General features: G+C 43.1%; 18 protein-coding genes. 8 read left to right on the top strand and 10 right to left on the bottom strand.

The annotated features are described in order from the left end of the window. Nucleotides 1–12 precede the first annotated feature (12 nt). The 3 genes from LEP1GSC060_RS10320 to LEP1GSC060_RS10310 all read right to left on the bottom strand — a co-directional run bounded on the left by LEP1GSC060_RS10320 (nucleotide 13) and on the right by LEP1GSC060_RS10310 (nucleotide 2,667). Entirely contained in the window at nucleotides 13–1,398 is a 1,386-nt protein-coding gene (locus LEP1GSC060_RS10320) for a dihydrolipoyl dehydrogenase (RefSeq protein ID WP_003003442.1), read from the bottom strand. 138 nt (nucleotides 1,399–1,536) lie between these two features. Then, nucleotides 1,537–2,187, bottom strand: a complete 651-nt coding sequence (locus LEP1GSC060_RS19450) for a hydroxyacylglutathione hydrolase C-terminal domain-containing protein (protein WP_003003515.1) — start codon at nucleotides 2,185–2,187, stop codon at nucleotides 1,537–1,539. A gap of 165 nt (nucleotides 2,188–2,352) precedes the next feature. Beyond that, the gene (locus LEP1GSC060_RS10310; protein ID WP_003003347.1) at nucleotides 2,353–2,667 is read right to left on the bottom strand and encodes an STAS domain-containing protein; all 315 of its coding nucleotides are present in this window, start codon (nucleotides 2,665–2,667) and stop codon (nucleotides 2,353–2,355) included. Nucleotides 2,668–2,862: 195 nt separating this feature from the next. Here LEP1GSC060_RS10310 and LEP1GSC060_RS10305 point away from each other — a divergent pair, with 195 nt between their 5' ends. After that, on the top strand, nucleotides 2,863–3,819 hold the full coding sequence (locus LEP1GSC060_RS10305) for an MBL fold metallo-hydrolase (RefSeq protein WP_003003454.1): 957 nt from the start codon (nucleotides 2,863–2,865) through the stop codon (nucleotides 3,817–3,819). 65 nt (nucleotides 3,820–3,884) lie between these two features. Continuing rightward, nucleotides 3,885–5,375, top strand: a complete 1,491-nt coding sequence (gene glpK / locus LEP1GSC060_RS10300; protein WP_003003479.1) for a glycerol kinase GlpK — start codon at nucleotides 3,885–3,887, stop codon at nucleotides 5,373–5,375. On the opposite strand, the gene LEP1GSC060_RS10295 is transcribed toward glpK, so the two are convergent. The 6 genes from LEP1GSC060_RS10295 to sppA all read right to left on the bottom strand — a co-directional run bounded on the left by LEP1GSC060_RS10295 (nucleotide 5,369) and on the right by sppA (nucleotide 11,257). Next, complete coding sequence (locus tag LEP1GSC060_RS10295) at nucleotides 5,369–6,664, bottom strand: hypothetical protein (RefSeq protein WP_003003470.1); 1,296 nt, start codon at nucleotides 6,662–6,664, stop codon at nucleotides 5,369–5,371. The genes glpK and LEP1GSC060_RS10295 overlap by 7 nt on opposite strands. A 206-nt stretch (nucleotides 6,665–6,870) precedes the next feature. After that, a complete protein-coding gene (locus LEP1GSC060_RS10290) occupies nucleotides 6,871–7,164 on the bottom strand; it encodes a hypothetical protein (protein ID WP_003003280.1) in 294 nt (97 codons plus the stop codon). A gap of 1 nt (nucleotide 7,165) precedes the next feature. Beyond that, complete coding sequence (locus tag LEP1GSC060_RS10285) at nucleotides 7,166–8,146, bottom strand: PP2C family protein-serine/threonine phosphatase (protein ID WP_003003363.1); 981 nt, start codon at nucleotides 8,144–8,146, stop codon at nucleotides 7,166–7,168. Next, the gene (locus LEP1GSC060_RS10280) at nucleotides 8,143–8,679 is read right to left on the bottom strand and encodes a hypothetical protein (RefSeq protein ID WP_230458319.1); all 537 of its coding nucleotides are present in this window, start codon (nucleotides 8,677–8,679) and stop codon (nucleotides 8,143–8,145) included. The genes LEP1GSC060_RS10285 and LEP1GSC060_RS10280 overlap by 4 nt, the downstream gene beginning before the upstream one ends. A 130-nt stretch (nucleotides 8,680–8,809) precedes the next feature. Further along, nucleotides 8,810–10,225 carry an MBOAT family O-acyltransferase gene (locus tag LEP1GSC060_RS10275; protein WP_003003326.1) on the bottom strand — a complete coding sequence of 472 codons (1,416 nt, stop codon included), beginning with the start codon at nucleotides 10,223–10,225 and terminating at the stop codon, nucleotides 8,810–8,812. A gap of 39 nt (nucleotides 10,226–10,264) precedes the next feature. Further along, nucleotides 10,265–11,257, bottom strand: a complete 993-nt coding sequence (gene sppA / locus LEP1GSC060_RS10270) for a signal peptide peptidase SppA (protein ID WP_003003500.1) — start codon at nucleotides 11,255–11,257, stop codon at nucleotides 10,265–10,267. Nucleotides 11,258–11,544: 287 nt separating this feature from the next. On the opposite strand from sppA, the gene LEP1GSC060_RS10265 reads away from it, so the two are divergent. From LEP1GSC060_RS10265 to LEP1GSC060_RS10245, 5 genes are all read left to right on the top strand, one after another. Beyond that, entirely contained in the window at nucleotides 11,545–12,450 is a 906-nt protein-coding gene (locus LEP1GSC060_RS10265; protein ID WP_003003391.1) for an aldose 1-epimerase, read from the top strand. Between the two features lie 196 nt (nucleotides 12,451–12,646). Next, nucleotides 12,647–14,356, top strand: a complete 1,710-nt coding sequence (locus LEP1GSC060_RS10260) for a DNA repair helicase XPB (protein ID WP_036096112.1) — start codon at nucleotides 12,647–12,649, stop codon at nucleotides 14,354–14,356. Nucleotides 14,357–14,430: 74 nt separating this feature from the next. Beyond that, a complete protein-coding gene (locus tag LEP1GSC060_RS10255; protein ID WP_003003476.1) occupies nucleotides 14,431–15,648 on the top strand; it encodes a pyridoxal phosphate-dependent aminotransferase in 1,218 nt (405 codons plus the stop codon). A gap of 3 nt (nucleotides 15,649–15,651) precedes the next feature. Continuing rightward, nucleotides 15,652–16,584, top strand: a complete 933-nt coding sequence (locus LEP1GSC060_RS10250) for a hypothetical protein (protein WP_003003394.1) — start codon at nucleotides 15,652–15,654, stop codon at nucleotides 16,582–16,584. Then, nucleotides 16,572–17,402, top strand: a complete 831-nt coding sequence (locus LEP1GSC060_RS10245; RefSeq protein ID WP_003003417.1) for an alpha/beta fold hydrolase — start codon at nucleotides 16,572–16,574, stop codon at nucleotides 17,400–17,402. Before LEP1GSC060_RS10250 ends, LEP1GSC060_RS10245 begins: the two co-directional genes overlap by 13 nt. Here LEP1GSC060_RS10245 and LEP1GSC060_RS10240 read toward each other — a convergent pair. Continuing rightward, entirely contained in the window at nucleotides 17,359–18,837 is a 1,479-nt protein-coding gene (locus tag LEP1GSC060_RS10240) for a sodium:solute symporter family transporter (protein ID WP_003003386.1), read from the bottom strand. The genes LEP1GSC060_RS10245 and LEP1GSC060_RS10240 overlap by 44 nt on opposite strands. A 301-nt stretch (nucleotides 18,838–19,138) precedes the next feature. Here LEP1GSC060_RS10240 and thrB point away from each other — a divergent pair, with 301 nt between their 5' ends. Next, nucleotides 19,139–20,104, top strand: a complete 966-nt coding sequence (gene thrB / locus LEP1GSC060_RS10235) for a homoserine kinase (protein ID WP_003003424.1) — start codon at nucleotides 19,139–19,141, stop codon at nucleotides 20,102–20,104. Nucleotides 20,105–20,112: the final 8 nt, after the last annotated feature.

The following is a 20,112-nucleotide window of genomic DNA, read 5'->3' as shown; positions in this document are numbered from 1 at the left end:
TTTCGAATATTCCTATGATTCATTTGTTTGTAAAAGTTCGTTCGCTTTTCTGGCCGCGTTTCTCGCAATTTCGGGTAACGCAGGGTGTATATAAATCATTCTTAAAAGATCGTCTAGATTTCCGTCCATCGTCATAAGAAGGATAAAAAGATGGATCACGTTGGAAGCTTCGTCTCCGATTGCGTGTGCACCCAGAATTTTTCTCGATTTTTTATCCACGAGAATTTTTATAAATCCGGAATCGGACAACCGAGCCATTCCCGTCGCACTGGCGCTGTACGGATTTTTAGCCGCGATATAATCAGCGCCTTCTCGGATGAGTTGTTCCTCCGTTTTCCCCACTTTGGCTACTTGAGGATGTGTAAAAACCGCGTGGGGAACCGGAGGATAATCGATCGGCGTTCTTTTTCGTTCCCCGTATAAAGTGCGGAATAAAAATTCTCCCTCAAAATTTACGGCATGTCTGTAAAAATGTTTTCCGGTAATGTCGCCTAACGCATAAACGTCCGGCGCGGAAGTTTCCAAATATTCGTTTACTATGATATATCCGTCGTTATCCGTTTTGATTTTTGTATTGGATAAATTCAAAAGATCCGTGTTGGGTCGGATTCCGGTTGCGACCAAAAGCGCCTCGGATGTAAGTCGGATCGTTTTTCCGTCCGTCAAAACGTCAAGATAAAACATATTTTCTTTATATTCCACTTTTTGAACGTAACTTCGGAGAAAAACCTCGTGTTCCTTCGTGAAAATCCGTTCAAATTCTTCTATAACTTCCCCGTCCTCGTCTTTGAGCATTTTGTTTCGAACGAGAAACGTAACCTTGCTGCCGAACGCGGAATACGCAAAACCCAATTCCAACGCGATAAAACCTCCGCCGATTACGATCAGGGATTTCGGAAGTTCGGTTCTTCTCAGAGCCTCTCGGCTCGTCATATAAGGAGTTCCGACAAGTCCCGGAATGTTAGGAATTTTTGGTCTTGCACCGGATGCGATAAAAATTTTTTCCGCAGTCAGTTGTTCTCCGTTTACGACGATCACTTTATCGGAAACAAAACTTGCGGTTCCCGGAAGGTAGGTCACGTTCGGATTTTTCTCATAGGCGGGAAGGATGGACGCGGATTCTTCATCCACCGTGTTGGAAATCCTTTCTATGAGAGTTTTAAAGTCCACCGTCGGTTTATCCGGAAATGAAATTTGAAACTTTTTCGAATTTTTAATCAGGGAAAGAATCTCGGCGGGGTAGATCAACATCTTGGAAGGAATACATCCGCGATTGAGACAGGTTCCTCCCGGATTTTCCATTTCGATCACCGCAACCTTATAACCGATTTTGGAAGGAGGAGTCACGAGTTTGGTGCCACCTCCCGTCCCGATTACGATGATGTCATATCCTTTCACAAAAAAGAACCGCCTTGGTTACAGATTCTAAGTTGGTGTCTGAGAGGGCAAACGATTTCTAAAATCGGAATTCGTTCCAACACGATAGGACCGGGGAGTTAAAATCCCATCTCTAAAAAATAATTTTCCGCCGATCGTTTACCACCGGTCTCTTAAAGAACGCAAAGAAACAAAAAGGGAGATCGGATCTTTTAAAAGTGGTTTTGCGGAAATCTTTTCTGAAACGTTTTTTAAAAGTTCGGGAGAAGGTTTGTCGCACTGAAGAAACGTATTGATTTTTCTTTCTAGTCCGAGATGGGTTGTGAGGAATTCCACATTCTTAGGCAAACGAGAATATTCTTCCAAAGTATGAATCGCATCCGCGTTCGACGGATCGAGAGAAAGAGTGAACTTTAAATTCGTTTCGAGATAATCGTGACCGGGATAAAGAAGAATTTCTTCTTCGAGAGGATAAAATTGTTCGAGAATCGTTTTGGCAAGAACTTCCGGATCGCCGCCTCGATGACAATTTCCCACACCCGCGTTGAAAAGGGTATCACCGGTAAAGATCGCCGTCGGTTTTTGATCTTCCATCAGAAGAATACAAACGTGGCAGAAGGTGTGACCGGGTGTATCTAGAACTTCCAAATATTCCCGGGAGGAAGAAAGAATCCGATCTCCTTTTTTTAAGGGATGGGTGGCGTACGGAATTTTTCCGATTCCACCGGGATGAGAATAAACTCTACAACCGTATCTCTGAACGAGCCTAACGTTACCGGACGTATGATCCGAATGCTCGTGTGTGTTCAATATGAAATCGAGCTTCCATCCCTTAAGGTCTAAAAATTTTTCGATTTGATCTCCATCATACGGATCGATGGAAAGAGTTTCGGAAGTTTCCGCGTTTCTGAGAATGTAAGTGAAGTTTCGAAGAGGACTGTTCGTGTAGATCCGAAAGACTTCCAGATAAACGACCTAACGGATGATATCCAGATGTTTGTCGAGGTTTGCGATTTTCAAAATTGTCATCACGTCTCGGCTGATATTCTTGAGTTTGAGGGAACCGTTCCGTTCCGTCACGTATTTTTGGGAGTTGAAAATGGCGCCGATTCCGGAAGAATCCAGATACGCGTCTCCCGAAAAATCGAGGATGATATCCGTAAAACCTTCACCGTGTTTTTTGATAATGAGTTCTTTGAGGGCAAATGCGTTTTTAAGACTGATGCTCCCTTGAATTCGGATCGTGCAAGTTGTTCCTTCAGTAAGGATCTCTGTGTTGAAGTTTTCCACGTTTATTTGGCTCTGAATCTGTTATGGATCCTATTCGAACGACATACTTGGTAAACAAAATTTTTACTAAACCAAGGTCCTATCGGAAATTTTTCATAAATAAAAAAGAATTCGCTGGAAATCCTGATCGAATCGGTAATTTTAGACAACATTTTCCTGATAAATCCTCCTCTGATCGGAACAGTTTTTTAAATTATGCGCATAAAATTTTGGGGTGTACGCGGTTCGATTTCTTCTTCCGTTCGCGGGGAATCGATTCGAAATAAGGTGCAGAAAATTCTCGGACTCGCAACTCCCGCGGATATACAAAGTCCCGACGCGATCGATACCTTTCTGGATTCTCTTTCTCTTTCCAGTTGGAGTACTTATGGAGGGAATACGACTTGTATCGAAATCCGCGATAAGAAAGACAATTTGGTCATCATAGACGGCGGTACCGGTATCAGAGAATTGGGAAATTCCATTTTGCACGAAGGATTTTTAGAAGGAAAAGGAAAAGCCAAGTGGATTTTCACGCACACACATTGGGATCATATTCAAGGAATTCCATTTTTTGTTCCTCTTTATTCTCCCGGGAACGTATTCGAGTTTTTAAGTTCCGTAGACAACTTGGAAGAACGACTTAAGTATCAGCATAGTTTCACACACTTTCCGGTTCCGTATGAGGGATTTAGAGCCACTAAAAATTTTAAATTCATTCCGGAAGGAAAAGCGTTTCCAGTTACCGATTCCATTTCCGCGATTTCCAAGTCGGTTCGTCATCCCGGAGGCAGTTTTTCCTATCGTTTCGAGGAGGAAGGAAAGTCGCTCATCTTCGCTTCGGATGCGGAGTTTAATCTGGATGAGATGGAAAATATTCAGGATTATCTGAACTACTTCCGAGGGGCGGACATACTCGTTTTCGACACTCAATATACGTTCGAAGAATCCCTTCAAAAAATCGACTGGGGGCATAGTTCCGCCTCTATGGCGACCGATATCGCCTTACGTGCAAACGTGAAAAAACTCGTGATGTTTCATCACGACCCTTCCTATGACGACGAAAAGTTGGACGCGGTTTTCCTAAGAGCGTTAAAATACAAAGAGATGTTCGATCCGAACAATCAGCTCCAGATCGTCATGGCCTACGAAGGTCTGGAACTGGAAGTATAACTTGCAGCTTTTCGAATATTAAAAATCGTTCAACCGTTTATTTTAAACTTTCTGGAGAATCTTTCATGAGTGATTATATCATCGGGATCGACGCGGGAACCACAGGGATTCGAATCTTTTGTTTTAACAAATCCGGGAACGTGATTTCCAGCGCTTACTCGGAGTTCAAACAACACTATCCAAAATCGGGTTGGGTGGAACACGACGCGGAAGAGATCTGGGTGAAAACCGAAAAACTGATCGTAAAAGCGATTCGTAACGGAAAGTTACATCCTTCCAAAGCGGTTGCGATCGGAATTACAAATCAAAGGGAAACCACAGTACTGTTTGACAAGGATACGGGAAAACCGGTTTACAACGCGATCGTATGGCAGTGTAGAAGAACTTCTGAAATTTGTATGGATCTCAAATCCAAGGGTTTTGAACCTCTCTTTCGTAAAAAGACGGGACTTGTTTTGGACGCCTACTTTAGCGGAACCAAAATTCAATGGATTTTGGAAAACGTAAAAGGTGTAAAAACAAGGGCCGAAAAGGGAAAGATCCTTTTTGGAACCGTCGATACGTACCTACTCTATCGATTGACCAACGGAAAATCGCATAAGACCGATCATACGAACGCAAGCAGAACCTTAATCTATAATATAGAAAAAAAAGAATGGGATAAGGAATTGACTCAAATATTGGGAATTCCCGAGTCGATTCTTCCCGAAACGCATAACTCGAGTTCCCTTTTCGGTAGAACGGAGAAGGTCAAAGGGTTGCCGGATGGAATCCCGATTTCTTCTCTCATCGGAGATCAACAAGGCGCTTTGTTCGGTCAACTTTGTACGGAACCGGGAGAGGCCAAGAACACTTACGGAACCGGATGTTTTCTTTTGTTTAACACGGGAAATAATTTTCAGATTTCAAAGAACAATCTGCTTACCACCTTAGGATGTGGTCCGGAGGGAAAGACGGTCTACTGTCTGGAAGGTTCCGTTTTTATCGGAGGTGCGGTGGTTCAATTTTTGAGGGACAATCTGAAGTTCTTCAAAGAATCCAAGGTTTCCGAAAAACTCGCTTCTTCCGTAAAAAAGGAGGACGAGGTGGTGTTTGTTCCCGCCTTTGCAGGGTTAGGCGCACCGTATTGGGATATGAACGCAAGGGGAGCGATCTTAGGTTTGACGAGGGATACGACCGCCGAACAGATCACAAGGGCCGCTTTGAAATCGATCGCGCTTCAATCCTACGAACTCGTGGAAGCGATGGAGAACGATACCGGTTCCAAGTTAAAGGTTTTGAAGGTGGACGGCGGGGCCACCGAAAATTCCTGGTTGATGCAATATCAATCGGATATATTAGGAAAACGTGTAATTCGTCCCTCGAATGTGGACACGACCGTGTTGGGCGCCGCGTTTTTGGCCGGACTCGAAAGGGGATTTTTTCCGTCCGTCGCGGATCTAAAAAAGAAACTCAAAGCGAACAAAGAGTTTTCTCCCCAAATGAAAACGGCGCAAAGAGAAAAGGAAATTCGGATTTGGAAAGACGCCGTACGAAGGATCCGAACCGATCAATAATCGAATCCTAATAAACAAAATTCGAATGTCTTTCTTTCCGAGGTGATTCCGGCTCCGCAAAGAATTCGAAACTCCGGAAAGAAAGGGATTTCGAGAATTCTTCCCGGCGGGATTTTTAAAAAGAACTGTTCGTCTTTTTCCCGTTTGGAAACGAGGGTATCCATTCGAACGATTTCCACCCATTCTAAAATTCTAAAAAGAATCTCTTTTTTTGTCACTGAGTAAAGTTCGATCGCTTGAACTCCCGAAATTTGAAAATTAAATTTTGAAGTTCCGGGAAGACTTTGAAACTCCGTTTCTATTTTCCCGCTCGGATCGGTTTTGGAATCGTCCGTAGATTCTTGATAAATCGAGAATATTCCGTTTTCATAATAAATCTTTCTGGAAAAGTTCCGGAAAATTTCCTTTTCGATTATTTCTTCCAGAGATTCTCCTGTTTCCGGTTTTTTGACGGGTGAACTCAAGATGGATTTCAGTTTGTTCTTGGATATGTTTTTTTCGATCATCGTTTTGACCGGAGGTGAAAGTTTGGGATAAGAAAAGCGAACGATTCTTTCGTCCATTGTGGTCAAAATTTTACCCAGAAAAGGGCCGTGAATGAGCGGCAGAATTTCTATTTGAAAAATTCGATCCCTTAAGAATACCGCAAACTCCGGCTCGTGACTGAACAGGTTGGATACGATCGTTTGCTCTTCGGCGGGAGTTCCCGCAAAAAGAATTTTCACCAGACGAAAAAGATAAGACTTTTGCCGGGCGTCAAAGTAGAGGGATTCTATCTTTTTTGTAACTTCCGATTCGGACAGTTCCGGGTTTACGATATCCTTCAAGGACAAATAACGCGTTGAAAGCATTTTGTTTCTTCTTTGTCGATACAAATTGAAACTTCCCGTTCTTACGACGCCTATGGAAGTAAGATCGGATTCCCCTCTGGAAATTTGGAAAGGGATCGACCCGATCGGGGAATATGGATTTTGCAGAATCGGATATTTCGTGCCGTTCGCTATTTCAAAAGATCCTTCCGGAAAACGTTCGTTTTTGGAAAAAATTTTTCCTTCTTCAAAACTCAAATAGGCTTTGGAGTGAATGGATTGGGATGAAAACGAAACTCGATTCCATTCCAAGGAATATAAAAATCGGGGAACAAGAGCGGGTAACGCGAATAGAAACGGAAGTTCTTCGATTTCTCCGGACTGAAAATCGTAAAAAGGGTCCGCTTTTGATTGGAATCGAACGACCGAGTCCGGGTTTGCCAGGATAAAAAAGTAGTTTAAACCTTCCAGTAAAGGCATCGTATTCGCTCTTGTTTAACTTGAGTTCCCGTTCGTTTGATAAAATTTTTTTTCCAAAATCTCGTCCTCATCTTGGCAAAAAATTATTTTTGATCGTTCCAACAAACGGTTTGATTGAAAAATCTCCGCAGAGCCGTAAACCCCAAAACGAAAGTTTTACGACGGAATGGAAGATACCATTCCTCAAAAAAAACGATCTACGGTTTTTAAAGCGACGGGCGCACCACCTCCGGAATCGGAGCGGAAAGTCCAGGGGACGAATAATCTCTTTTGGTAAGTTTGGAGACGAGCGCTTTTTTGAAATTGCCGAAATTATATTCAATTTTTAGAATGCGAATCTCATCCTCTAATCCGAAGGGAATGAATTCGATGATTTCGTCCTCGGTCATTCCGGTAATTAAGGTAACGTCGTGAAGAATCCTTCCTAATTTACGAACGTCCCTTTCGTCCAGCGGGATCAGATTCAGAATTTTAATTTCAAGTTCGGTCAGTTCTAACATATTACTTTTTGCGAATCATGAGGATTGTCATGTCGTCTTGAATTCTTCCGCCCGTATGTTTTAGAATTTCGATAAAAAGATCGTCCGCGATTTTCCCAAGATCGTCTTTGGAAACCTCTTCCAAAAAACGAAACAGGCTTTCTCCGAAATATAGGTTTCCGTTATTTTTCTGTTCGTAGAGTCCGTCTGTAAAGCAAAATACGATGTCCCCGGATTCCAGTTGAAAACCGTTCCGGCCTTGGACGTTTTTTAGACTTGCATTCATAGTGGTGGATATGAATTTTCCGTCGGTTTCCATGATTCGGTTTTTCCCGATTCTTTTTTTATAAACCACAAAACTAGGATGAAGACCCGAGTGTTCCAAATTTCCTTCTTTGTCGGCCTTGATCAAAAGGAAGGTCGCATACAAACTCGGATTGATCGTTGGATTTTGTTCCGTTCTTTTGAGAAGATCTTCGTTGATCCGCTCGATAACTTCGTAAGGATTTGAATCGTGTCTTACGAGTAAGGACATTCTCTGAAGGATCATCATGCTGAAAATTCCCGCTAGATAACCGTGTCCGACGGAATCTCCGATTCCGATCCAATAGTTCCCTTGCAAGTCGGTCAAAAAATTATAGAAGTCTCCTCCGATGGGATTGTATGTGAGAGTTCTTCCGTAGATTTCGTAGTTCTCGTCGTCGATAGGTAAGGGAAAAAGATAACTCTGCATCCTATCGTCGCCCTTTCGATAACGTTTCATCATTTTTCCGCGGGCTTCCTCTTCCGGCAGAATTTTTTTGGTCAGAAATAATATAAAAGAAACATAATTTACTAAATAAACAAAACCGATCGCAGTCAGATAAAAGACGACTCTTTCTTTTGCGGAGAACGAGAACGTTTGCAGAAAACCGATCGCGATCGTCAAACAGAGCAGGTTGACGCAGGACAAAAGCCACCCGACTTTTTGAAAGTAGCTTTTGATATATTCCAATAAATTCATGGTTTGTAAAAATAGGCGTGAAACTGAAATTCTTTCTTTAAAAAGTTTTTTCGCGCTATTTGAAAATATCGGTCTTCCGAATAAGGTTCGTTTACCCCGTCCAAAAGTCCGTATGTTTTTTCCTTATATCCCGATTCATACAATAATGGGACGAGAGTTTTTGTGGAAGAATCGTAGTGATACAACAATTTATGCCGAAACGGACGATACTCGATTTGAAACGCTTCCCCGTTTCCCGGAAAGAGGGTTTCTCCTTTCTGATCGGTTTCGAGTAGGACCCAATTTCCGGATACGGAATATTTTCCTTTTCCGCTTACGATGTGCGTCGTATACTCGTTTACATCCTTCACTTCCCGTCTCATGGATTTTTCGAACGTATGATCTTTCGGATTTAGGAAAATTCTTTCCTGGACCGTATTTTTATAAAAGAGCGTGTTTCGATGCGATCTTTCCGGTCGGTTTCGGACATACATACCGCCGGGAATTTTTTCCGGATCCGTTTCCAACATGGAATTTGGAGGTAACTTTCGAATCCATTCGGGAGAACAGGTGAAAAAAAGGAAACAAACGAGGAAAAGGGATTTTAGACCTGAAAAAGAAGAGAATTTTCCACGATCCAAATGAGTCCCTCCTGATCCAATCCTCCTTTTTTAACGGAGGGTTTTAAAACTGAAAGTAAATAAATTCACCGCCGCCGTCTCCAAAAACTCCTAGGAGCAAAAGCAAAATAACGCTCAAGGTAGGAATCAAGATCGTGGAACGTTTTTCTATCTTTTCCATAAGTTGGGGAAAATACTGGAGCGCATTTAAGCCGATGGTCAGAAAGATGAACAGAAGAAGTTCTTCCCAACGAGGAAGAATCTTACCGGAAAAAAGATTTTTAAAACCGCCGATCAACTCGAATATAAGCGTAAGCGAATTTTTTCCTGCGGAACCCGATCGAAAGAAAATACCTGAAAACGCGAATAGGTTCACAGTGATTGCATTTCTCAAAAAACGAACGGCCTTTGACGGGCCTGCGTTCGGCGTGTGTTTCGGTTCCAAAATTCTTTCGACTACAAGTATGAGACCCAAATACGCACCCCACAACACGAACGCGATATTGGCTCCGTGCCAAAGTCCTCCCAAACACATCGTAAGGAATAGATTCCACTGGGATCTGAATTCTCCTTTTCTACTTCCTCCAAGAGGAATGTAGATATAATCCCTAAGCCAAGTGGACAACGTTATGTGCCATCTCCCCCAAAATTCTCGAAAAGTGAAGGATAAAAAAGGTCCTCGGAAGTTTTCCGGAATCTCATATCCGAGTAAGAACGCAGAACCTCGGGCAATGTCCGTATAACCCGAAAAGTCGCAATACACCTGACATATAAAACCGAGCGCAGCGATATAAATCGAAGCCGCGTGATACTGACCCGGTTCGACATAAAGAGGAGATATGATTCCTGCGATGGAATCCGCGAGAACCGATTTTTTAAACAAACCGAAGATCAAAAGAAAGATTCCTTGTTTCATTCCGTGTTTGTCGATGGAAGGATGATCGAGTTTCGGTAAAAAGTCGGCGGATCTCATGATCGGTCCCGCTATCAATTGAGGAAAAAATAAGATAAACAAAAAGTAATCGCCCGAACCGATTCTGTTCGGGATCAAATCCCTGTGAATGTCCACTTGGAGCGCGATCAACTGGAACGTGTAAAAACTGATCGCCAAAGGAAGAAGAATTTCCACCGAGGTTCCGAGTTTTTGCCAGAGTTCCATTCCGGTCGTAGAACTTAAAGAGTCCATTACGAAATAATAATATTTGAATGAAGCGAGATTGATCGCGTTTAATACGATCGCACATTTGAGAAGTCCGCTCGTCGATTTTCCCTTTTCCTTGTTTTCCCAGAGTTTAAGCGAAAAGTAATAGTTGATTCCGATCACGAGAAGAAAGTGAATTAGAAACGCGATGTGCGAATAACCGTAGAATAAGAGCGAGGAAACGAGGAGTACCTTCTTTTTCGCAGGCCCGTCCACGTTCCAATAGATCAAATACGTGATTAGGAATAAGAATAGAAAAGGTAAGGAATTGAATAACATCGATATACCGGAAAATAGATTCTAAATTTCTAATGGACTTTAGTAAGACCAGAGATAAAGAAAACGAATCTGTCTTCCCGTTCCGAAAATTTTTGAAATCGCCGAATCCGGTTTTAACTCGGGAGATTGAACCTGATAGAAGTTCGCTCTTTTGTCCGCACTCTGCGAATAATAAATGATTCTCGGGCTCGTATTCCCCGGAGTTTTTTTATAACTCGGAAGGGCCATCGTTTCTTGTACGGCGTTGTCAAAGTAGCCGATCTTATCGATCAGTCCGTGGTGAAGCGCTTGAGAGGCGGTGAAAATTCTTCCGTCCGCGATCTTACGAAGTTCCGACGGATTTTTTCCGGGCCTTCCGTTCTTTACCACTTCGAAAAACTTTTCGAAAAGATCGTCCACGATGGATTGAAGCAATTTTCTTTGTTCGGGAGACAGATCTTCCAAAGGAGAACCGATGGTTTTGTTTCCACCGGAACGGATCGACTGATCCTTGATTCCGAGTTTATCCAATCCTTCCTTTACGTTGATTCCGGAAAGAATCACTCCGATCGAGCCGGTGACGGAGGTCGGATGAGCGATGACGAGGTCGGTAGCCATTGAAATATAATAAGCCCCGCTTGCCGCCGTATCCATAAAAAGAGAAACCACTGGAATTTTCTTTTTGGTTTTAAACTGAAGAATCTCTCTATAAAGAATGTCGCTCGCCGTTACGGAGCCTCCGGGAGAATTGATTTTCAAGATCACGGCCTTAATTTCCGGATCGAGTTCGGCGAGTTCGAGTTGTTTTTTGACTCCGGCTAAAATCGAATCTTCTTGGCCGCCAAACAAGGTTTTTTCTCCTTCGTCGCTGATCACTCCGTCGATGGGAATGATGAGGATTTTGTCTTCGTTTCTACCGGAGAGAAGTTTTTCCCTGAGTTCCGCCGTTTTCGAGGACGGTCCGCCTAGGTTTGCGTTCACCGGAATATAACAATTAAAAAGAAAAAGACTGAAAAAAACAGAGTAGGTCCCAGTTAGAATCGAGTGTTTCAAAGAAATGCTCCTATGGAATCGTCAGTTTCCACTGACAAAGCAGGGTTTCAATTCCTTTCCATTACTGGCTAGGGTTCAGATTTCGATTTCAGACAACACTTGTATTTTACGCAAAAATACACTTTTCCCAGAGTTTTCGTGAAAATAGGTTTCGGACTTTAGAACATTTATCCTAATCAACACCGTTACACTCAAACCTCTCGGCCCCTAATTCCTAGTCACTCAAAGCGTAGTAGTTTCCCACAAAATGATGGAAAAAAATCTGAATTTCCCGAAAGCTTGCGGTCGTGTCTGAAATTTTTAGCGAACGTTCCCGGCTGAAATTTACGGAGAACGGAGAACAAATTCTTTCTTGGAATTGGAAACATCCCTTGAGCGGGAAGGAATTGGAAATAATCTCCGGATACAACGAAAAGGAACGTTTCTTCGGTTCCGGTTCGTATCTGATGTATCCCTGGGTCAATCGTCACACCGAAAATAAAATTCGACTCGGAGAAGAATGGATTTCGCTGTCTACTATCGGAACCAAGGACAAGAACGGATATCCTTCCCACGGACTGGCCTATTCTTGGAAACGAAAGATCGTTCAAAAGACGGAGGACTCGATCGGATTTGAACTTTGTCCGGAACCAGGATTGTTGGATTCTTCTTTAGGAAAAGTGATCGTTCGGGAAACTTATTCTCTTCGGAGAGTTTGGGACGAAGAAGTGATCACACTCAAAACCTCTTTTTTGAACCGCAGCCCGTTTCCTTTTCGATTTTGTTACGGTTATCATCCTTATTTTCGAATGAAATCCGATCGATTTCCATGTGTTCTTCGGTCTAATCTTTCGAAACAGATTCCCTTACGAGAAGATTTGATTCCAGAGTATCCCATCCGTGTAAGAGATACGGATCGATTTACTTTGGACGGCATTCCCGCTTTGGATTCTCTTTTTTTTGGAGAAAACGGGTGGGTGCTTTTACAAGTTCCGGATGATTCTTACCAAGTTCGTATTCGATCGAACGTTTCGAGCGAGAACGATATACGACTTTCGTACTTTCAAATTTACACGGACTTGGATCGAAATTCCATCGCCATCGAACCGATGAGTGCGCCGGGGAACGCGTTTCCAAACGACTTTTCTTTGACGACCATTCTTCCTGAAGAAGAAAAGAGCGGATGTTTTCAAATTCTGCTTTCCGCATTGTGAGATTTTTTGAAAACTTTCGCGAAAGAAATTTCTTTTTTGTAATGTTTTCGTTTTTCTTAAGGCAGAACAAAAGAGATGTGATCGCGTGATAAAATCGAACCCGATCGGAAAGATGGAACTCAGAATCTTATGTTCGCATTCTTCTTGACAGAAAGGGGTCGATTTTCAGTCTAAACAAACAGGAAACCAGACACAAATGAGTAAACCCTTAATCGTTCAGAGTGATAGAACTATGCTTTTGGAGGTGGATAATCCCGAATTTGAAGCCTGTCAGAGTATCGTTTCCAAATTTGCTGAATTAGAAAAAAGTCCGGAATACCTCCACACGTATAGAATTTCTCCTCTTTCTCTTTGGAACGCCGCATCGATTAAGATGACGGCGGACGAAATCGTAGAATGTTTAGAGAAGTTTTCCAGATACTCCGTTCCGAAAAACATCGTAAACGAAATCCGCGAGCAGATCAGTCGTTACGGAAAGGTAAAACTCGTTAAGGAAGAATCCGGAGAACTCGCAATTCTCTCCAACGAAAAAGGATTTCTTCAAGAAATCGGAAATCATAGGGCGGTTCAACCGTTCATCGAATCCACGTTCCCGGATAAAATTTATATCAAAAAAGAATACCGTGGTCATATCAAACAAGCCCTGATCAAAATCGGTTTTCCCGTAGAAGATCTCGCCGGTTACGACGAGGGGAACAAATACGGATTCAATCTCAGACCCGATAGTATCAGCGGTAAAAAATTCGGAATGCGGGATTATCAAAGAGCTTGTGTGGAAGTATTCCACGCAGGCGGCGGTAACGAAGGCGGCTCCGGAGTTGTGGTTCTTCCTTGTGGTGCGGGGAAAACCATCGTAGGAATCGGAGTGATGCAGATCGTAGGAGCGGAAACCCTGATTCTCGTCACAAACACACTTTCCATCCGTCAGTGGAGAAACGAAATTCTGGATAAAACCGACATTCCCCCCGAAGATATCGGAGAATATTCCGGTGAAGTTAAAGAAATTCGTCCGATTACGATCGCGACTTATAACATTCTTACGCATAGAAAGAAAAAAGGCGGAGACTTTACCCACTTCCATTTATTCAGCGCGAACAACTGGGGACTGATCGTTTATGACGAGGTTCATTTACTTCCGGCTCCGGTGTTTCGGATGACGTCGGAACTACAGGCAAAAAGAAGACTCGGACTGACCGCGACCCTCGTAAGAGAGGACGGTTTGGAAGAAGATGTGTTCTCGCTCATCGGACCGAAAAAATACGACGTTCCCTGGAAGGAACTCGAAAGTAAGTCTTGGATTGCGGAAGCAAAATGTAAGGAAATCCGAGTGAGTATGGAAGACGATCTGCGTCTGAAGTATTCCATCGCGGACGACCGAGAAAAGTTCAGACTTGCATCCGAAAACCCGGAAAAGATGAGGGCGATCGATCTCATCATGAAAAAACATTCGGAGTCTCATTTGCTCGTGATCGGACAATACATCAATCAACTGGAAGAAATATCAAAGAAATTTAATATTCCTCTGATTACGGGTAAAACTCCTCTTCCGGAAAGACAAACTCTGTATGATGCGTTCCGTTCCGGGCAGATCAAATCTCTCGTGGTCAGTAAGGTTGCGAACTTTTCGATCGACCTTCCGGATGCAAACATCGCGATCCAGGTTTCCGGAACCTTCGGTTCCAGACAGGAAGAAGCGCAGAGATTGGGTCGAATCCTCCGGCCGAAGGGGCACGATAACACGGCGGTTTTTTATTCTCTTATTTCGAGAGATACAAACGAAGAACGTTTCGGTCAAAATCGCCAGTTATTCCTTACGGAACAGGGATACGAATACGAAATTTATACTCTGGATCAATTCCGGGAAGCTCAGGAAGAATTGGCTCAGTTGCAACTCAATAACGTCTGATCGTTTCCGTAGGGAAGACGATCGATCGAATTAAGAAGAACGGATCAAAGTTAAAACCAAAAAAGGGGAATAGAATGGATCTCAGCGCAAAAAGGCTGAACGTCATCGAACCTTCTCCCACACTCGTAATTACCGCGAAGGCGAACGAGTTGAAAAAAAAGGGAGAGGATATTGTCAGTTTCGGAGCGGGCGAACCGGACTTCGAAACCCCGTCCCATATCCGAGACGCCGCCAAAAAAGCGATCGATAAGGGAATGACGCGTTATACGGCCGTTTCCGGAACGGTCGAACTGAAAGAAGCTATCGTCCATAAATTCAAAAGAGACAACGGACTTGACTATGATAAGAGTCAAGTTATCGCGGGAACCGGCGGAAAACAAGTTATCTACAATTACTTTCTCGCGACTTTAAACGCGGGAGACGAAGTAATCATTCCGGCTCCGTACTGGGTGAGTTATGCGGATATCGTTCGTTTGGCGGAAGGTGTTCCCGTGATCGTGACGACCACTCCGGAAAGTAACTTTCAAATCTCTCCGGAACAATTGAAGAAGGCGATCACTCCTAAGACCAAATGTCTGATCCTAAATTCACCGTCCAATCCTACGGGAGCCGGATACTCTAAAAAAGATCTGGAAGCGTTAGGCGAAATCGTGCTTTCATCCGGGATACAAGTCATGAGCGACGATATCTACGAAAAGATCGTCTATAACGGATTCGTATTTTATAATCTCGCGATGTTATCCCCCGAACTCAAAAAACAAACCTTTGTGATCAACGGCGTTTCTAAAACCTATGCTATGACCGGCTGGAGAATCGGCTACGGAGCCGGAGATATCGGCATCGTTAAAAATATGGAGACGATCCAGAGTCAGTCCACTTCCAACCCGTCCTCGATTTCCCAGGCGGCGGCACAAGCCGCGATCGCGGGAGATCAGTCTTGTGTGGAAGAGATGAGAAAAGCGTTCGAAACCAGAAGAAACCTCGTCGTTTCTCTGTTAAACGCGATTCCGGGCGTGAAGTGCAATAACCCGCAGGGTGCGTTTTATGTGTTTCCGTATTTGACGGATGTCTACAAAACTCCCGGTTTTGAAAAACTGAAAAAAGAAAACTCCGAAACCTCTTTGAGCAAAATCTTTTGCGGTGTTTTATTAGAAAAATATAAAGTAGCCGCCGTTCCGGGAATCGCTTTCGGGGAAGACAAAGCCCTTAGACTTTCCTACGCGATGGGAGAAGCGGATATTAAACGCGGCGTGGAAAGAATCGCCGAAATGATACGGGATCTGAGCCAGTAAACGATGAGACGGATCGTTCTGATCCTAATCTTTTTTACGGCGGTTCCCTGTGCCTGGGGAGGAGATCGGTTGGTTCTGAAACCGAATTCTCCTCTTTATTTATTCCCCGATAAAAAATCGGAAATTCTTCGCCGTCTCGGTTTCGGAGAAGTCGTTCAAAGCAAAAACGAAAAACAGAACGATCGCAACTTTCGTTTTGTGTCCGATTCCGCCGGTTTGAGCGGATGGGCGGAAACTCAAGTTCTTTTCGATATGAAAGAAAGAGGTGGGTACAAGGTGATCGTACGTTCCATCGATCGGATGTTGTATTCCACGAACACGGGTCTTACGGAACTCGAATCCGTTTTTCAGTATTTAAGTTCCTTGGAAGAAAACGAGATTTATCGCGGAGAAGAGTATATCTATTTGAAAATCAGACGAACGATCGTTTTGGTCAGAATATTAGAAATCTTGCAAGAAGGTGAAAATAAACGCAAGGAATCCAAGTTGCTCGAGTATCTTTCCAAAAACCCGGAAGAAATCATTCCCGGAGAAAAAGGAAAACCGGCCAAAATCAATCCGGAAACGTTCTGGAAAATCGGGGAAGAGTTCAGAGATAAAGGACCGGGAGATTTTGCAGCGTTTCTCGGAGTCAAACACACTCCGGAAACGAATTGTAAAAGGGACGTTTTTTGTTTTTTAAACGACGAGAAAAAAAGAAGGGTCCGTTATCTGCAACTGAATCCGAACGGAAACTACGCGAGCGTTTTCGCCAATCAGATTTCCAAAAAACTCGAAATATTGACGAAAGATTCCGAAACGATTCAATGCGGTCAGAGAGAATCCAAAAAGGAAATCTACGAATCTTTCCGTAAAGATCTTCAGTCGCTTCCGTATCGATACGGAAAAAAATATCATAATTTTCTAAAGATCATACAAAAAGAATGCCTTCCGTAGATTTGAGTTTTCGTAAGATCGATTTTCAAAACGAGAAATTTCTTTCTCCGGTTTGTGGTCCGATTCTGGTTTTGCACGGACTTTTCGGCTCTTCTAAAAACTGGTTGAGCGTCGGCAATTTCTTAAGTCGATACGCGGACGTGTATCTGATGGACCTCCGAAACCACGGAGATTCTCCGCACTCCTCCCAACATTCCCTCGCTTCCATGGTGGAAGATATGGAAACTTGGATCGCAAAACGGAAAATAGAAAAACCGGCGATCCTCGGACATTCCATGGGAGGGCTTGTGGCGATGGGTTTTGCATTAAAAAATCCGAATATTCCATCTTTATTATTCGTCGAGGACATCGCTCCCAAGGACTATCCGTTTGATTACGAGAGTGAACTCGCTTGTTTTCGTACCGACGTTTCCGGTTTTAAGTCCAGACAGGAAATCGACTCGGTTCTGACAAAAATTCTTCCCGATCCGTTTATCCGAAACTTTTTAGAGATGAATCTGGAACGTCTCGAAAACGGAGGTTACTATTGGAAACTCAACGTGGAAGGAATTGCGGGTTCTCCTAGGTTGTTGCAGGATTTTTTCAGCAAATACGAAAAAAGTCCGTATTCTGGAAAAACGTATTTTATCACGGGTCAAAACTCGAAATACTTTCAGAAGGAAGACATCGAGGTCGCTCGAATTTTTTTTCCCAATTCCAAGTTTTATGGAATCCCCGGCGGAGATCATTACATCCATTTCACCCAGGCTCCCGAGTTTCGAAAAATCGTAGAATCTATTTTTGAAAAGTCGGACGATTCTGAATTTGTAATAAACTGAATCCGAGCAAAAAACAGGTTCCGATTCCGAACGGAACGAGGAGGGTAAAACCGGAGCCCGTCCATTTTCCGAAAAGTAGAGTAAAAATCGGAGTGGTTCCGATCGCCAAAGAAGCGAAGGAATCTTTTAAATTCTGCATATAAGAAAAATATTTTATTCTTCCGCTCAAAAAAATCGCGACGATCGGACCGACCGTATAGGATGAGATCGACAAACCCAACTCCACGAGACCGGTTTTTCCGGTCGTTAAAAAAAGAGGAAGGAGGGAACTCAAAAGAAGAATCATTCCCCAGAATAAACTTAATGTCCCCGGGCCGAACTTTGAAATTCCCAAATCCACTTTGGTCGTTAAGGAAAGCGAATTGATCGAACTCGACAAAGTGGACATCGCCGAAGCCAAAATCGCCGCCAACAAAAACCCCGTGATCGGAGAAGGCACTTCCTCCAAAATAAACTTGGAAAACACCTTGTCCTTGTCGGGAAGGACGGAACCTTTATAATAAAAGTATAATAGAATTCCGATACTTAAGAACAACACAAATTGAAAGAAAACGAAAATTCCCGAGGAGATCATCGCCTTTTTGGCGTCCGATTCGGATTTACAAGCCAGTACTCTTTGCACGAACATCTGATCGACTCCGTGTGTTCCCAAAGTCAAAAGAATTCCTCCGAGAATCGCGGTCGGCAAAAAATACGCGGAAGAAAAATCACTCCATTCAAAAATCCTTAACTTGTTCGCCTGATTTGCATTTTGAATCAGACCGGAAACGTCGAAACCTCTTTCCAAAAGCAGATAACCCAAGTAAAAAAAAGCGAAAATCCCACCGAGGACGTAAATCAAAAATTGAATCGAATCTACCCAAACGACGGAACGAAATCCTCCTTGAACCGTGTACAAAATCGTAATACTCGAAATCAAAAGCAAACTCAGAATTTCAACATGCAACGTAGACGTTTCGAAAGAGACGTATTGTTTTAAAAATACTTCGAGTAAAATCGCCACCGGAATCGCGGACGCGTACATCCTCACTCCGTCTCCTAAAATCCGAGTGAGCTTAAAAAGAAAGGTGACCGTCTTTTGAGAAACTTTTCCGTAACGAATCCCCACCCATTCGTACACGGAAATAAAACCTGACTTGTAATACATGGGAATAAAAAGTTCGGCTACGATGATCCTTCCTAAAACAAATCCCAAACCGAGTCCGAGAAAAGTGAGATTGCCGGAATAACTGAGTCCCGGAACGTTCAGAAAGGTTAGAGTTGAAGTTTCGGTGGCTACGATCGAAAAACTCAGAGGAACCCAGGAAAGTTCTCTTCCGGCTAGAAAGTAGGAGGAAGAATCCTTGTCTTTTTTTCTAGACGTAAACCATCCTGAAAAAAGAACCAGGACCACGTATAAAAGTAAAACGATCCAATCTAAAAATGAAAAGTGCATAATCAGGCAGAGTTCACTCCTGTAAGACCCCGAAAACTCTTTTTCCTTTAACTGCCGTTTCTTAAAATTGAGGGATAGATTCGATTCACTCGCGCCAAGGAACGGTTCCTAAGAGGATGTTCGCATTTTGCAGTAGTTCCCACATTTTATAAAAATCGGTGAAAACGATTTCGTTTCCTCTCTGCAATCCATCGATTTGAAAATCCGGATTTCCGAAACCGAAAATCAAATGACGGTTTGATTCGGAGAGAAATCGTGGTCCTAACTTTTACGATCGTTTGCCGATCGTTTTCCATTTTTTATGCCTTCGATTCGACAGTATTCCATTTGTGTTCCCGGTACTTCGGCCAATTTGGGCCCCGGCTTTGATCTATTCGGCCTTGCGTTTAAAATTTATAACGATTTCCAATTTCAATTTCATCCGGGAGAAGAATTCAAAACTTCCGTGAAGGGGATGGAGATCCTTCCTTTCGGCCCGGACGAGGATTTCGTGATTTCTTCGTATCGTTCCTACTTTCGGAAATTTTTGCCCGGCAAAGAACCCGTTGCCTATTCTTTACTTATGGATTTAAAACTTCCGATGAAAGGCGGACTCGGTTCCAGCGCGAGCGCGGCCGTTGCCGGAGTTTGTGCCGCAAGATTTGCACATAAAAATTTTTATCCCAAAATTCCTCTTCCTAAAGAAAACGAATTTTTATTTCATCTCGGTCGGATCGAAGGACATCCGGACAATACGATTCCCGCTTATTTGGGCGGTTTTGTGTTTGCCTATTTCAACGGAGAACGTTTGGAGTATGTCAAAAAGAAATTTCCAAAGAGGGTGCGTTGTTTTTTGATCGTGCCTAACTTGGAAACTTCCACACATCAATCCAGAAAAATACTTCCGAGTTCTTATTCTACCGAAGACGTAATCTTCAACATGAGTCGTGTCGTTACGTGGATGGAATTTCTGGATTCGGGAAAAGTTTCTCTTTTGAAACTCGCGTTGGAAGATCGACTCCACACTCCGTATCGGATGCACTCCGAGTTCGAGTTGAATCCTCTTTTGATCGAAATAAGACGGAATTTAATCGGATATTCGCTTTCCGGAAGCGGACCTTCCGTCCTTTTATTTTCGGAGCGTAACAATGCGGTTCGAGTCGAAAAAATTCTCAAAGAAAAGATCGCCGAGTTTGTACAAAAAACTCATTTTAACTGTCAGATCCTTTCCTTAAAAGTGGAAGAGGGCGGAATTTTAGAGTCGTCAAAAGACATTCAGGTTTTATAAAATAACGT

Source organism: Leptospira weilii serovar Ranarum str. ICFT (assembly GCF_000332415.1).
GTDB classification, from domain to species: Bacteria; Spirochaetota; Leptospiria; order Leptospirales; family Leptospiraceae; genus Leptospira; species Leptospira weilii_A.
The sequence above is the reverse complement of the archived record's forward strand: the minus strand, read 5'-3'. Positions and strand labels throughout refer to the sequence as shown.

Bases quoted from the DNA above. Each gene is read 5' to 3' on its own strand.
- LEP1GSC060_RS10305 (WP_003003454.1), top strand. From the start codon at position 2,863: ATGCGCATAAAATTTTGGGGTGTACGCGGTTCGATTTCTTCTTCCGTT.
- LEP1GSC060_RS10260 (WP_036096112.1), top strand. From the start codon at position 12,647: ATGAGTAAACCCTTAATCGTTCAGAGTGATAGAACTATGCTTTTGGAG.
- LEP1GSC060_RS10275 (WP_003003326.1), bottom strand. From the start codon at position 10,225: ATGTTATTCAATTCCTTACCTTTTCTATTCTTATTCCTAATCACGTAT.
- LEP1GSC060_RS10255 (WP_003003476.1), top strand. From the start codon at position 14,431: ATGGATCTCAGCGCAAAAAGGCTGAACGTCATCGAACCTTCTCCCACA.
- thrB (WP_003003424.1), top strand. From the start codon at position 19,139: ATGCCTTCGATTCGACAGTATTCCATTTGTGTTCCCGGTACTTCGGCC.
- LEP1GSC060_RS10285 (WP_003003363.1), bottom strand. From the start codon at position 8,146: ATGAATTTATTGGAATATATCAAAAGCTACTTTCAAAAAGTCGGGTGG.
- LEP1GSC060_RS10250 (WP_003003394.1), top strand. From the start codon at position 15,652: ATGAGACGGATCGTTCTGATCCTAATCTTTTTTACGGCGGTTCCCTGT.
- glpK (WP_003003479.1), top strand. From the start codon at position 3,885: ATGAGTGATTATATCATCGGGATCGACGCGGGAACCACAGGGATTCGA.
- LEP1GSC060_RS10290 (WP_003003280.1), bottom strand. From the start codon at position 7,164: ATGTTAGAACTGACCGAACTTGAAATTAAAATTCTGAATCTGATCCCG.
- LEP1GSC060_RS10240 (WP_003003386.1), bottom strand. From the start codon at position 18,837: ATGCACTTTTCATTTTTAGATTGGATCGTTTTACTTTTATACGTGGTC.
- LEP1GSC060_RS10245 (WP_003003417.1), top strand. From the start codon at position 16,572: ATGCCTTCCGTAGATTTGAGTTTTCGTAAGATCGATTTTCAAAACGAG.
- LEP1GSC060_RS10295 (WP_003003470.1), bottom strand. From the start codon at position 6,664: ATGCCTTTACTGGAAGGTTTAAACTACTTTTTTATCCTGGCAAACCCG.